Source organism: Corynebacterium sp., from assembly GCF_030532195.1.
Lineage (GTDB): Bacteria > Actinomycetota > Actinomycetes > Mycobacteriales > Mycobacteriaceae > Corynebacterium.
On record NZ_JAUNLP010000012.1, the window covers coordinates 18,246 to 30,530 of the forward strand.

Here is a 12,285-nt window from a genome sequence, read left to right on the forward strand (position 1 = left end):
GTATCGGAGCGATTCCGCGTTTTTATTAAGGTGGTCACTATGACTACTTCTGGAGCTTCTGAATCCACACGTGGAATCGACCTCGACCAGTTCGGACTTCCCATTCCGATTCGTCGCCCACGCAGGCTGCGCACCAACCCGGTCATGCGCGCTATGACGGCGGAGACGACGCTGAGCCCGAAGAACCTCATTCTGCCGATGTTTGTGGCAGATGGAATTGATAAACCAAAGCCAATTACCTCGCTGCCAGGCGTTGTCCAGCACACGGAGGACTCCCTGGTGGACGCCGTGCGCGAGGCCGTGGAAGTCGGCATCCCAGCCGTTGACCTCTTCGGTGTCCCGCTGGATGAAGACAAGGATGCGGAAGGTTCCGAGTCTTGGAACCCGGATGGCGTGCTCAACCGTGCGCTGCGTCGCCTGCGCAAGGAATTCGGCAATCAGATTCTGATTATGGCCGATACCTGCTTGGACGAGTTCACCGATCACGGTCACTGCGGTGTGCTGGGCACGGACCGCTTCGGCAATACGGTCGTCGAAAACGACCGCACGCTGGTCAATTACGTCAAGATGGCCGTGGCTCAGGCCGACGCCGGAGCACACATTGTCTCGCCGTCCGGCATGATGGATGGCCAGATTGCCGCTATCCGTGAGGGCCTGGATGCCGCAGGTCATGAGGATGTTTCCATCATGGCGTACTCGGCCAAGTACGCATCTGCCTTCTATGGCCCGTTCCGGGAGGCAGTGGGCAGCTCGCTGCAGGGTGACCGCCGTACCTATCAGCAGGACCCAGCGAACCGTCGTGAAGCACTGCTCGAAACCCAGCTGGATATTGATGAGGGCGCGGACATGGTGATGGTGAAGCCCGCCATGAGCTACCTGGATATCCTGCGGGAAGTCGCTGACTCGTCGCCGGTGCCGGTTGCTGCGTACCAGGTCTCGGGTGAGTACGCGATGATTCACGCGGCGGCCGCCAACGGGTGGATTGACCTGGATGCTGCGATGATGGAAGCAGTCTTGAGCATTCGTCGCGCAGGTGCGGATCAGATTCTGACCTACGCTGCGGTGGACCTGGCCAAGAAGCTGCGTGAACAGTACTAATCTGCAATTGTTCTTCGGCTGCGCCCGTTAGGGGTAGCCGAAAATTCGCAGGTGTCGTATCGAAAAGTGGATGGATGACTAAAGAAGATTCAAAGCCCGCACTGCCCGATGTCATCGAGGGAGCGTCGCAGGCGTGGCGAATCACTGCCGTGCTGCAGCTGGTGCTCAGCGTTCTTGCACTGATTTCCTACTGGCTGCATCCGGAGATGCTGATTAGCCCATCGGATGCCAAGGAGGTATTCCCGGAGCTTGCTGCGAACCAGATTCAGGCGGCGCTGAAGACCACCATTGTTATCGCGTTCCTCTTCGCCGCAGGTATTTGTATTGCGTTTTTCGCAATCATCGACCGCATGAAGAAGGGCAGCGAAGGTGCTCGCGCCGTGCTGATTTTGGGCTCGATTTATCTGGCTCTGACGGCGCTGGTGTCTTTCTTCTCATCCGGTGCCGCAGCCGCCGGTGTACCGGAGGCCCTGGTATTCATCAGCGGTGCGGTACGAATCGCCTCGGCCACGGCGGCGGTTGCGGGTGTGGTGCTCGCATCGTCGAAGGAAGCAAAGGACTACTTCAAGGACCAGAAGCCGAACCAGCCCTGGTCGCCGAGTAAGTCCCACTTGCCCAAGCCGCCGACCAAGCCACTGGACGGCCCGAAGGACAACACGCAGAACAACAAGAAGCCCGAGGACCAGAAGAAATGATGACCCTCCCGCGCAGCCCCTGGCACTGGGTGCTCTTCGTCGCCGTTATCGTGCAAGGCGTGATGAGTCTGATGCTGCTGACCGGCGATTACTCGCACATCATCGATGCCGTTCGCCGCGATATCCGCATCGTCGCGGTACTGACGCTGGTCAGCTCGCTTATCGCAAGTGCATGCTTGCCGACGGCACTGGAGAGCAAAGCCACCAGGAGACTGCTGTTGGTCTCGGTGATTGTCACCGGCTTAGCCATGATTTTCGCTGTTATCGCGGGAGCTTTGACTGGGTGGGTCATTTTCCCCAGTATCGTAATGGCGTTTGGTATGTTGCTGCTTTATCGTGAATTGGCGACCTCGCGCCCCAGCCGGCCGCAGGATTAGACGGAAAGTTTTGTAAAGGCCATGAGTAACACGGGTGATTTAGAATCCTCGTTGGATGACCGCGTAGAGCAAGCTATCGAAGATGCCAAGGTTGCGGCGGCCAAGGCGCTGCCGCACAGCCGACAGGTGTTAGAGGAAGAAAGCCCGCACCAGCGTCTGGCCAATCGAAATGGTCGTTCCAACACGGCCTTTGCTCTCATCCTGGACAACATGGACGACGCGGAAAAGGCCGAACGCGCGGAAAAGGTACTCGAGTCTTTTCCTGGAGTCACTGCGTCGGTGGTCTACAAGCCAGGCCGTGCGTGGATTACCGCGCCGGATCACATTGATCCGAACACATTCATTGAGGCTCTCCGCGAGATTGACGTTGATTCGTATCTCACTCGCAGTACGCTTCGTCGTCGTGCAACCCGTCTCGATGTATCACAGCACCGCCGTCCCGCGGTGCCGGCCGCCGCACAGCAAATGGAGGAAGAGCGCATTCGCCGTCGTGAAGAAGCGCTGCATCAAAATGGCGGTGCAGATGTGCTCTTTACTGCGCGAGAACTGGTGACGAAGCGGCGTTTCTGGGGCAGCGCTCTGCTGTCGATTCCGGTGATTGCGACGTCGCTGAATGTCAGCTGGCAGTTCCCCGGTTGGCAGTGGATGTGCATGATTCTGACCACGGTTGTGGTGTTTTGGGGAGGCTATCCCTTCCACCGTGCGATGGTGGCATCGCTGCGCCGGAAGATGTCGGCGCTCGACGGGGCCAGCTCCATTGCTATCTTGCTGGCGTGGCTGTGGTCCCTGGGACAGCTGGTAATCGGGCACGCAGGCCGAATTGGCTATACCACCGAACCGACTTGGTTTGCGTTTAACTACCGTGAAAATGCCACGTCAGAGGTATTTTTCGATGTCGCCTGTGGTCTGACAGTGCTGCTGCTAACTGGCCGTATGTTCACGCGCTACAACAAGGTGCGAACTGGGCAGATTATGCACAAGCTGCGCATTCCTGCAGAGCGCAGAGTGACGGTGGTGCGTAAAAGCGCCAAATCCGCGGAGCCTAAGCGGATGAGTGTGCCGGTGGCCGAACTCAATATCGGTGACGATGTCATCGTGCCGCCGGAAACTGTCATTCCAGTCGATGGCTCGGTTATCGGTGGCAAGTCCACTATGGATGCACAGGTGCTCGGTATTGGCACGAAGCCGCAGAAGGTGAAGGTCAATTCCAAGGTCTGGGCCGGCGCTATCAATATGGATGCCGAGCTGAAGGTGCGTGTGGGCCGCACTGGTTCGAAGACCCGTGCCGCGTCCATGGCGCGCTGGCTGCGCCAGGCTGTGCGTGAGGAAACGGTCATGCATCAGACGGCCGTGCGCTCGGCCTCTGAGCTGGTGCCGTGGGCAATGTCGCTTGCGGTTATCGCCTTTTGCGGTTGGTGGCTGGCCTCGGGCTCAGCAGGCGGCGGCTTTGCCGTGGCGCTGGCCGTGCTCTCCGGCATTGCACCGGTGGCGCTGGCAATGTCCACGTCCACCGTGCAGCGCATTGGCATTCTCGCCAGCGCGAACAACGGCATTTTGATCCGTGGCAACGAGACTTTCCGCAAGCTGTCCCGCGCTGATGTGGTCATCTTCAACCGCGTCGGAACGCTGACCGGAGGCGACACCCATGTGCTGGATGTCGCCGCTGAAAGCAATGAAAATCCGGACCTGGTTCTGCGTGTTGCAGGCGCTCTCATGATGGAGAGCAACCACCCCGCGTCGGCAGCTATCGTGCGCGCATGCCGTGCGTCGCGTGATGCCGGTTCCGGTGGTGGGGAAGTGCCGCATTGGATTGAAACCGTCCATGTAGAAATTTCCGATGATGGCGCGTTTGTCGGGCAGGTCGAGATTCCGGTGCGCGATACCGACGACAAGATGGAAATGCGCTTTGTCGAAGCTCGTGTATGGCGCCCGCGTGATCTGACTGCACTGAGTGAGCGAATGGCTGTGGCAGCCCTGTCCGGTGGTACGCCGCTGGTGGTTTCCTGGCGTGGCAAGGTCCGCGGTGTCATCACTGTCGGTGAAGACATTAAGCCCGATGCCGTCGAGAGCATTGACGCGCTGGAGGACATGGGCGTGGACACCATGATGATTACGCGAGATCCGTACCCAGTGGCCCGTCGTTTTGCCGACCGCCTGGATATCTCGCGCGTGTTCGCCGGCATTATTGGCAGCCGAAAGGCTGTTGCGGTGCGCTCGGTGCACGCTGGCGGTGAGACCGTGGTGATGGTCGGTGACCAGGACGTGCGGGACTGCCTGCGAGCCGCCGACGTGGGCATTTTGATGGACAACACTGAAGGTGACCAGGACGTCGATGTGGATTATGCCGACGTCGTGGCGCTGCGCAGCACCGTTTTGTCCGTGCCGGAGGCAATTGAGATTTCCCGCGCCGTGGTGCGCATGATGGACTCCAATATCTTCATTGCTTGGATGTACAACGTGGCAGTCATGCTGTTCAGCATTACCGGTCTGATTCATCCGCTGCTGGCAGCGTTGCTGATTGTTTTCTCCAGTTTGTGGATCGATTGGCGCTCCCGTCGCGTCTCGTCGCGCCGCAAGCATCTGTTCCGCGTGAAGTTGGGACGCTGGTAGTCCGGAGTCAGCAGCTAGCAGTCGGGTGTTAGGACACGGCCGGGAGGTGGGGTAGCCCCGGCCTAGGGTGGCCGTCTACGATGGTCACCGTGACTCAAGACACCAATGCACCTCATATCCCAGAAAACGTCGAGCTCACCGATCGTTCGGCTGAGTTCTTTACTCAGGCTCAGGCGGTGACCCCGGGCGGCGTGAACTCTCCGGTTCGCGCATTTGGCTCGGTCGGCGGTACCCCTCGTTTCATTGACCACGCCAAGGGCTCGCGCCTGGTGGATGTCGATGGCAATGAGTACGTGGATCTGGTGTGCTCCTGGGGTCCGATGATTCTGGGCCATGCACACCCGGCAGTGGTTGAGGCCGTGCAAAAGGCCGCCACCCGAGGGCTCTCCTTCGGTGCACCGACTACGGCAGAGACTGATCTTGCTCGCCACATTGTGGAGCGCACGTCGGTCGACGAGGTCCGCCTGGTCAACTCCGGTACTGAGGCCACTATGTCCGCAGTCCGCCTGGCTCGCGGCTTTACCGGCCGCTCCAAGATCATCAAGTTCGCCGGTTGCTACCACGGCCATGTCGATGCGCTGCTGGCTTCGGCCGGCTCGGGTGTGGCCACCTTCGGTCTGCCGGATTCACCAGGTGTTACCGGTGCGTCGGCAGCGGACACCATCGTGGTTCCCTACAACGACATTGAGGCTGTCAAGGCCGCTTTTGCTGAGAACCCGGGCGAGATTGCCTGTGTCATCACTGAGGCCGCAGCGGGCAACATGGGTACCGTCGCCCCGCAGGACAACTTCAACGCCAAGCTGAAGGAAGTCTGCCACGCTGATGGCGCGCTGCTGATTCTCGACGAGGTCATGACCGGTTTCCGCACCTCCTACAACGGCTGGTACGGAATCGACGGCGTGGCCGGTGACCTGACCACCTTCGGCAAGGTTGTCTCCGGCGGTCTGCCGGCTGCCGCGTTCGGAGGCCGCCGCGATGTCATGGAGTACCTGGCTCCAAACGGCCCGGTCTACCAGGCGGGCACGCTGTCCGGTAACCCAGTTGCCATGGCCGCGGGCCTGGCCAACCTGGAAAACGCCACAAAGGATGTCTACGACACCGTGGCGGCCAACGCTGATCGCCTGGCCACCATCCTCTCTGAGGCGCTGACCAAGCAGGGCGTCGCCCACCACATTCAGCGCGCGGGCACCATGCTTTCGCCGCGCTTTGCTGAGGGCGAAGGCCACAACTTCGAGCAGATGCAGGCCGCCGACACTTTCCGCTACCCGGCGTTCTTCCACGCACTGCTGGCCAACGGCGTTTACCCACCGGCATCCTGCTACGAGACCTGGTTCGTCTCTGCCGCGCTTACCGACGCTGACTTCGAAATCATTGAGCACGCGGCAGCCCGTGCAGCAGAAGCTGCCGCAGCCGCCAAGCCGGAGTAGGTGACATCTTGCCGCAAAAGTCGCAGGACCAGCACGAGACACAGCACGCCAAGACCACGGTCGTGCACCTTGTCCGCCATGGTGAGGTCTACAACCCGGACAAAATTCTCTACGGACGCCTGCCCGGTTGGCACCTGTCAGACCGTGGCCAGCGCCAGGCCACGGCCACCGCTGCGTCGTTCGAGGGCCACAATGTGAAGTACTTCGCCTGCTCGCCACTGCAGCGCACGCAGGAGACGTCCAAGCCCTTCACCGACGTGCTCGGCATGAAGCCAATCCTGGATGAGGATCTGCTGGAGGCCGGTAACACCTTCGAGGGCCTGCACATCAAGGGCATTGATACCGCCTTGTGGAACCCGAAGTACTGGCCGCGCCTGCGCCGCCCGAGTGTGCCCAGCTGGGGCGAACCGTACGAGGAGATCGCTGACCGCATGTTTGCGGCCATCGAGCGGGCGCGCCAGGCCGCTGAAGGCGCCGAAGCCGTGCTGGTTACTCACCAGCTGTGCATCATCGCAGCTCAGCGCCGTGCGCGGTACTTGAAGCTGGCGCACAATCCTGCGACTAGGCAGTGTGACCTGGCCAGTGTGACCTCGCTGGTCTTTGTCGGTGACGCCATCGTTGACGTGCGATATAGCGAACCGGCAGGTCACCTGTAAGGTGAGATAAGAATTTTTGTTTGGAAGTTTCACCGACCCCGGAAGGTGGCGCTAAAGGTGGCCAAGGTCTCCTCGTCTCGAATCGCTGCGACACTTGCGGCAGCAACTCTGTCTCTCGGCCTTGTGGCTTGTAATCCCGGTGAGTCGGTGGGGCACGACGCTGTTGCAGTCGGCGGTCAGTTCGAGTTCGTTTCTCCTGGTGGCAAGCAGATTATTGATTACGCCCCAGAAGAGCGCAAGCCGGTCGGCAAGGTTTTTGGCCCCGCGCTGGAGGACAAAAACAAGGAGATCTCCCTCGATGACTTTAAGGATCAGATCGTCGTTCTAAATGCCTGGGGTCAGTGGTGCGCGCCGTGCCGCTCTGAGTCGGATGACCTGCAGTATGTCCAGGAGCAGATGCAGGAAAAGGGCATCGGCACCATCCTGGGCATCAATGTCCGCGACAATAACCGCCAGGCTCCGATTGACTTTGTGAAGGACAACGGGATTACCTACCCGTCCATCTATGATCCGTCCTTTGTCAATGCCGGTGCACTCGGCGGCATCCCCGCCTCGGTGATTCCGACCACCATCATCCTGGATAAGCAGCACCGCCCGGCCAAGGTCTTCCTGCGCGAAATTGATCACACCATGCTGATGAAGGCCGTCAACGAAGTCGCTGCCGAGGGCTAATTAATGTCTTCTACCAGTATTGTTGCCGCCGGTATCGGTCAGCAATTCGCCGATGCCGCAACTAGCGGTCCCATCATCCTGGGGCTCCTCGCTGCAGCACTCGCCGGCTTGGTCTCCTTCGCCAGCCCCTGCGTGATTCCGCTGGTGCCCGGCTATGTCTCCTATCTGACCGGAATCTCCGGCGCATCGCAGGAACAAAGCTTGACGACGTCGGCTGCGGGCGCAACCGCCGTCGATAAGCGCGTATCCCACTCGCGCGTTGGCCTGGCCGCGCTGCTGTTCGTGTTGGGCTTCACGGTGATTTTCGTGCTCGGCTCCGCGTCGATTTTCGGCCTGGTAGCCACGCTGCGTCTGCAGGCGCGCACGCTGACAATCATCGGTGGCGTGGTGACCATTGTGATGGGGCTGGCGTTTATGGGCATGGTTCCGGCGCTGCAGAAAGACACCCGCATGGCGCCGAAGCGCTGGACCACGTGGCTCGGCGCGCCGCTGCTGGGTGCTGTGTTCGCGCTCGGTTGGACGCCGTGCCTGGGACCGACGCTGACGGCGATTATTTCGGTGTCCGCCGGCACGGAGGGCATGACAGCGGCTAGGGGAGTGGCGCTGATTGTTGCGTACTGCCTGGGCCTGGGGCTGCCTTTCATTCTGGTGGCGCTGGGGTCGGCACGCGCGATGCGTGGTGTGGACTTCCTGCGTAAGCACTCGCGCACCATTCAGATTGCCGGTGGCGTGGCGCTGGTGATTGTGGGCATTGCCCTCGTCACCGGTGTGTGGGATATGTTCGTCAACTGGATTCAGGCTGCGTTTATTACTGACACGGTCACGCCAATTTAAATCGCCAATTTAATGAAAGATTTTTTCGATGTCGCTGAATTGGAATAAGGTACGACGGCCCTTCCAGCAGGTCTGGAATTGGTTGACCAGCATGCGCACGGCGCTGATTTTGCTGTTCATCCTCGCCTTCGCGGCGATTCCGGGCGCTCTGCTGCCGCAGCGTTCGCTGAATAAGGACAAGGTCGATCAGTACCTTGCCGCCAACGGCAAGACCGGCGAGATCATGGATAAGCTGCAGCTTTTCGATGTCTTCTCCTCCGTCTGGTTCCTGGCGATTGTGACGCTGCTGCTGATTTCCCTGGTCGGCTGCATTATTCCGCGCACCATCGACCACTACAAGGCAATGAAGACGCCGCCGGCCAAGGCACCGAAGCGTCTATCGCGCATGCCGCTTTACGACGAAGCCGTGGTCGAGGCCACCCCGCAGGAGGTTTCCGAGCGTGTTCGGGGCCGACTTAGCAAGTGGGCGCTGACAGAGACCCCGGCTGCCGAGGACCGCGCTGGTGCGCAGTCCTTTGCGGCGGAGAAGGGCTACTTGCGTGAATTCGGCAACCTCGTGTTCCACCTCGGCATTGCCGTGCTCATCATCATTGTCGGCTGGGGTCGCCTGACCTACTACGAGGGCCAGGTCATCCTGTTGACCAATACTGGCACCGAGATGAGCGAACACGGTGTTGATGATGCAGTGGGTCTGCCCTTCTGTAACACGGCCGCAGCAAACTATGACTCGCTGCGCTCGGGCAACACCTTCGACGGCACGACACTGAACCCGTTCTGTATTCAGGTCGATGACTTCACGGCCGACTACCTGCCCAACGGCCAGGCCAAGATGTTTACCTCCCACATTCGCTACGCGGATGAGGAGGACATGCGTAAGCCTGCTGACCAGTGGGAAAAGACCACACTGCAGGTCAACCACCCGCTGCGTATTGCGGGCGACCGCGTGTACCTGCAGGGTCACGGCTTCGCCCCGGCTTTCAAGGTGACTTGGCCCAACGGCGAGTCGCGTACTCAGATTGTCCAGTTCCGCCCGGATGACCCGACCTTCTTCCTGTCCTCCGGCGCGCTGCGCTTCGACCCGCCTGCTGGCATGTACCCAGACCTGTTCGAGCGTCGCCAGAACCAGATTGCCATCGAGGGGCTGTTCGCCCCGACCGCCGAGTTCACCGGTGAAAAGGGCGCGCTGCTGCAGTCCTCTTACCCGGCCATGCAGGACCCAGCCGTGGCCGTGGACATCTACCGTGGTGACGCCGGTTTGGACACCGGACGCTCGCAGGGCCTGTTCTCCCTCGACCGCGAACTGATGCACTCCGGTCAGCTGGCCAAGGAGGCTCGCGTCAACCTGAAGCTGGGGGAGTCCACCGAGCTTGACGACGGCACCAAGGTTGAGTTCCTCGGTGCGAAGGAATTTGTCAACCTGCAGGTTTCGCACGATCCGACCCAGTTCTGGGTGCTGGTGACCACGGTCGCAGCTCTGGTTGGCATGGTGCTGTCGCTGGGTATCAAGCGCCGCCGTGTGTGGGTACGTATCTTCCCGCTGGAAGATGGCAAGACCCGCGTTGAGTTCGCAGGCCTCGCTCGCACAGATAAGGCCGGTTGGGGCGATGAGTTCACCTACATCGTCGATGACATCCTTGAACGCGACAGCGATGAGGACGATCCTGATGAGGATGCTGAGGACACCAAGTTCGAGGCAAAGGCGTAGCCCCACCCCCTTTGCTTTGCACCCCTAACGGACTAGGGTTTGAAGAAGTTATTCCGCTAATTCCACCTTTTGGAGCCTAGGTACATGCTCGTCAATAAGACTCTGGCGCAGTTTTCGGACTGGTCGTACTTCACGGCCTTCGCCTTTTATCTTCTGGCCTTTGTTGTTTCTATTGCTTTTTACAGCCGTCGTATGGCTGCAGCCGATGCCAATAGCAAGGCTGCAGAGCGCGAGCTAGTAACTGCTGGTGCTGGTGGCGGCTCGGAGACCACCGTTGCTACAGCTGACTCGGAAGAGTCGGCGACGGAGTCGTCGGCAAGCGTGGAAAAGCGCAAGAAGACGGCAGAGAAACTCGGCAATGCTGCCGAGATGCTGATTTACGTCGGCGTGGCCGTGCATTTTGCATCGGTGCTGCTGCGTGGCCTGGCCGTGCAGCGTTTCCCGTGGGGCAACCTGTATGAGTACATCTCGGTGTCCATCCTGTTCGCCATGGTCGTTGGTGCCGGCGTCCTGCACCGCGAGACCATGCGCGTGTTCTGGCCATGGATGCTGGCCCCTATTCTGGCGCTGATGTTCTACGGCGGTAAGAACCTCTACGCGGAAGCCGCTCCGGTGGTTCCGGCACTGCAGTCGGTCTGGCTGCCAATTCACGTCTCCATCATTGCAATCGGTTCCAGTATTGCGCTGATTTCCGGTGTCGCTTCGATTCTGTACATGCTGCGGATGTACAACCGCAAGGGTGAGGAAAAGGGCTTCTTCGGCAAGCTGGTTTCGCCGCTGCCGGATGCACAGAAGCTGGATGCGATTGCTTACCGCACTGCTATTTGGTCCTTCCCGCTGTTTGGTCTCGGCATTGTGCTGGGTGCCATTTGGGCGGAGTCCGCATGGGGCCGTTACTGGGGTTGGGATCCGAAGGAGACCACGGCTCTGATTTCCTGGATCATCTACGCCCTGTACCTGCACGCTCGTGCGACCTCGGGTTGGCGCAACTACAAGGCCGCGTGGATTAACATCCTCGGTTTTGCGACCATGGTGTTCAACCTGTTCTTCATCAACATGGTGGTCTCGGGCCTGCACTCCTACGCTGGTCTGAACTAAGCGTTTCAAACGCACTTAAGCCGGCATCGCCGGGTGAACTAGAATCGCTTCCATGCGCGTTCTCGTCACCGGTGGTGCCGGCTTTATTGGTTCCAACTTCGTTCTTCGCACCTTGGCCACTCGGCCCGATGTGAATGTCACGGTGCTCGACGCTTTCACCTACGCCGCCAACCCGGCGAGCCTGGATGGCGCGGAGTGCGAGATCATCCACGGCGATGTCCGCGATGCCGATCTGATTGACCGTATCGTGCCGCGCTTCGATGCAGTGGTCCACTTCGCCGCCGAGAGCCACAACGACAACTCCCTGGTGGATGCCGATCCCTTCGTCACCACCAACGTGATGGGCACCGTCAATCTGGCCAAGGCCTGCGCCACCCACGACGTCCGCCTCCACCACATCTCCACGGATGAGGTCTTCGGTGATCTCGCTCTCGACGATCCGGCACGCTTTACGACGTCCACAGCGTACAAACCCTCCAGCCCGTATTCGGCCTCCAAAGCTTCGGCCGACCACTTTGTTCGAGCCTGGGTACGCAGCTTTGGGCTGGCTGCGACCATCAGTAATTGCTCGAACAACTATGGGCCCCGGCAGCACCCGGAAAAGCTCATCCCGCGCCAGATCTGTGGCCTCTTGCGCGGTCGGCGACCGCGCGTGTATGGCACCGGCGAAAATGTCCGAGACTGGATTCATGTCGATGATCACAATGATGCGGTCTGGACAATCCTGGACTCCGGTGAGGTGGGGGAGACCTACCTGATTGGTGCTGATGGCGAGCGTTCCAACCTCGACGTAGTCGGAGACATACTGGAGGGCTTCGGCCGCTCGCGCAGTGACTTCGTCCACGTCACTGACCGCCCTGGACACGACCGCCGCTATGCGATTGATCCCACCTCCATCCGCTCCCTCGGCTGGCAGCCGCGCTACCAGGACTTTTCTGCAGGTCTTGCCGAGACCATCGATTGGTATCGTGCCAACGAGTCCTGGTGGGCCGCGGCCTACGACGCTGCCGAGGCCGGCTACGCTCAGCGCGAGCAGGAGCTGTAGGACGGGTCGGGCAGGGGGGTGTCCCTATGTTTTTGTCAAGTGTCAGGCCGATGTTGGCGAGTACAGTC

At 60.2% G+C, this 12,285-nt stretch carries 11 protein-coding genes; all 11 read left to right on the forward strand.

Annotation, left to right across the window (positions count from 1 at the left end; translation table 11 throughout):
* Window positions 1–39 precede the first annotated feature (39 nt).
* The 11 genes from hemB to rfbB all read left to right on the forward strand — a co-directional run bounded on the left by hemB (window position 40) and on the right by rfbB (window position 12,217).
* Entirely contained in the window at window positions 40–1,098 is a 1,059-nt protein-coding gene (gene hemB, locus Q4E11_RS10065; RefSeq protein WP_303165503.1) for a porphobilinogen synthase, read from the forward strand.
* A gap of 74 nt (window positions 1,099–1,172) precedes the next feature.
* Window positions 1,173–1,793: a hypothetical protein gene (locus Q4E11_RS10070; RefSeq protein ID WP_303165504.1), complete on the forward strand. Its 621-nt coding sequence runs from the start codon at window positions 1,173–1,175 to the stop codon at window positions 1,791–1,793.
* The gene (locus Q4E11_RS10075; RefSeq protein ID WP_303165505.1) at window positions 1,790–2,170 is read left to right on the forward strand and encodes a hypothetical protein; all 381 of its coding nucleotides are present in this window, start codon (window positions 1,790–1,792) and stop codon (window positions 2,168–2,170) included. Before Q4E11_RS10070 ends, Q4E11_RS10075 begins: the two co-directional genes overlap by 4 nt.
* A gap of 21 nt (window positions 2,171–2,191) precedes the next feature.
* A complete protein-coding gene (locus Q4E11_RS10080) occupies window positions 2,192–4,780 on the forward strand; it encodes a cation-translocating P-type ATPase (protein ID WP_303165506.1) in 2,589 nt (862 codons plus the stop codon).
* 80 nt (window positions 4,781–4,860) lie between these two features.
* A complete protein-coding gene (gene hemL / locus Q4E11_RS10085) occupies window positions 4,861–6,207 on the forward strand; it encodes a glutamate-1-semialdehyde 2,1-aminomutase (RefSeq protein WP_303165507.1) in 1,347 nt (448 codons plus the stop codon).
* 8 nt (window positions 6,208–6,215) lie between these two features.
* Entirely contained in the window at window positions 6,216–6,863 is a 648-nt protein-coding gene (locus Q4E11_RS10090) for a histidine phosphatase family protein (protein WP_303165508.1), read from the forward strand.
* Between the two features lie 57 nt (window positions 6,864–6,920).
* Entirely contained in the window at window positions 6,921–7,535 is a 615-nt protein-coding gene (locus Q4E11_RS10095; protein WP_303165509.1) for a TlpA disulfide reductase family protein, read from the forward strand.
* Between the two features lie 3 nt (window positions 7,536–7,538).
* On the forward strand, window positions 7,539–8,369 hold the full coding sequence (locus tag Q4E11_RS10100) for a cytochrome c biogenesis CcdA family protein (RefSeq protein ID WP_303165510.1): 831 nt from the start codon (window positions 7,539–7,541) through the stop codon (window positions 8,367–8,369).
* Between the two features lie 28 nt (window positions 8,370–8,397).
* Complete coding sequence (locus tag Q4E11_RS10105) at window positions 8,398–10,074, forward strand: cytochrome c biogenesis protein ResB (RefSeq protein WP_303165511.1); 1,677 nt, start codon at window positions 8,398–8,400, stop codon at window positions 10,072–10,074.
* A gap of 84 nt (window positions 10,075–10,158) precedes the next feature.
* The gene (gene ccsB, locus Q4E11_RS10110) at window positions 10,159–11,172 is read left to right on the forward strand and encodes a c-type cytochrome biogenesis protein CcsB (protein WP_303165512.1); all 1,014 of its coding nucleotides are present in this window, start codon (window positions 10,159–10,161) and stop codon (window positions 11,170–11,172) included.
* Window positions 11,173–11,224: 52 nt separating this feature from the next.
* Window positions 11,225–12,217, forward strand: coding sequence for a dTDP-glucose 4,6-dehydratase (rfbB, locus tag Q4E11_RS10115; protein ID WP_303165513.1), 993 nt, complete (start codon window positions 11,225–11,227; stop codon window positions 12,215–12,217).
* The last annotated feature ends 68 nt before the right edge of the window (window positions 12,218–12,285 follow it).

Excerpts from the sequence above, each read along its gene's own strand:
- rfbB (WP_303165513.1), top strand. The coding sequence starts at position 11,225 with ATGCGCGTTCTCGTCACCGGTGGTGCCGGCTTTATTGGTTCCAACTTC.
- Q4E11_RS10070 (WP_303165504.1), top strand. The coding sequence starts at position 1,173 with ATGACTAAAGAAGATTCAAAGCCCGCACTGCCCGATGTCATCGAGGGA.
- Q4E11_RS10075 (WP_303165505.1), top strand. The coding sequence starts at position 1,790 with ATGATGACCCTCCCGCGCAGCCCCTGGCACTGGGTGCTCTTCGTCGCC.
- hemB (WP_303165503.1), top strand. The coding sequence starts at position 40 with ATGACTACTTCTGGAGCTTCTGAATCCACACGTGGAATCGACCTCGAC.
- ccsB (WP_303165512.1), top strand. The coding sequence starts at position 10,159 with ATGCTCGTCAATAAGACTCTGGCGCAGTTTTCGGACTGGTCGTACTTC.
- Q4E11_RS10105 (WP_303165511.1), top strand. The coding sequence starts at position 8,398 with ATGTCGCTGAATTGGAATAAGGTACGACGGCCCTTCCAGCAGGTCTGG.
- Q4E11_RS10080 (WP_303165506.1), top strand. The coding sequence starts at position 2,192 with ATGAGTAACACGGGTGATTTAGAATCCTCGTTGGATGACCGCGTAGAG.
- Q4E11_RS10100 (WP_303165510.1), top strand. The coding sequence starts at position 7,539 with ATGTCTTCTACCAGTATTGTTGCCGCCGGTATCGGTCAGCAATTCGCC.
- hemL (WP_303165507.1), top strand. The coding sequence starts at position 4,861 with ATGGTCACCGTGACTCAAGACACCAATGCACCTCATATCCCAGAAAAC.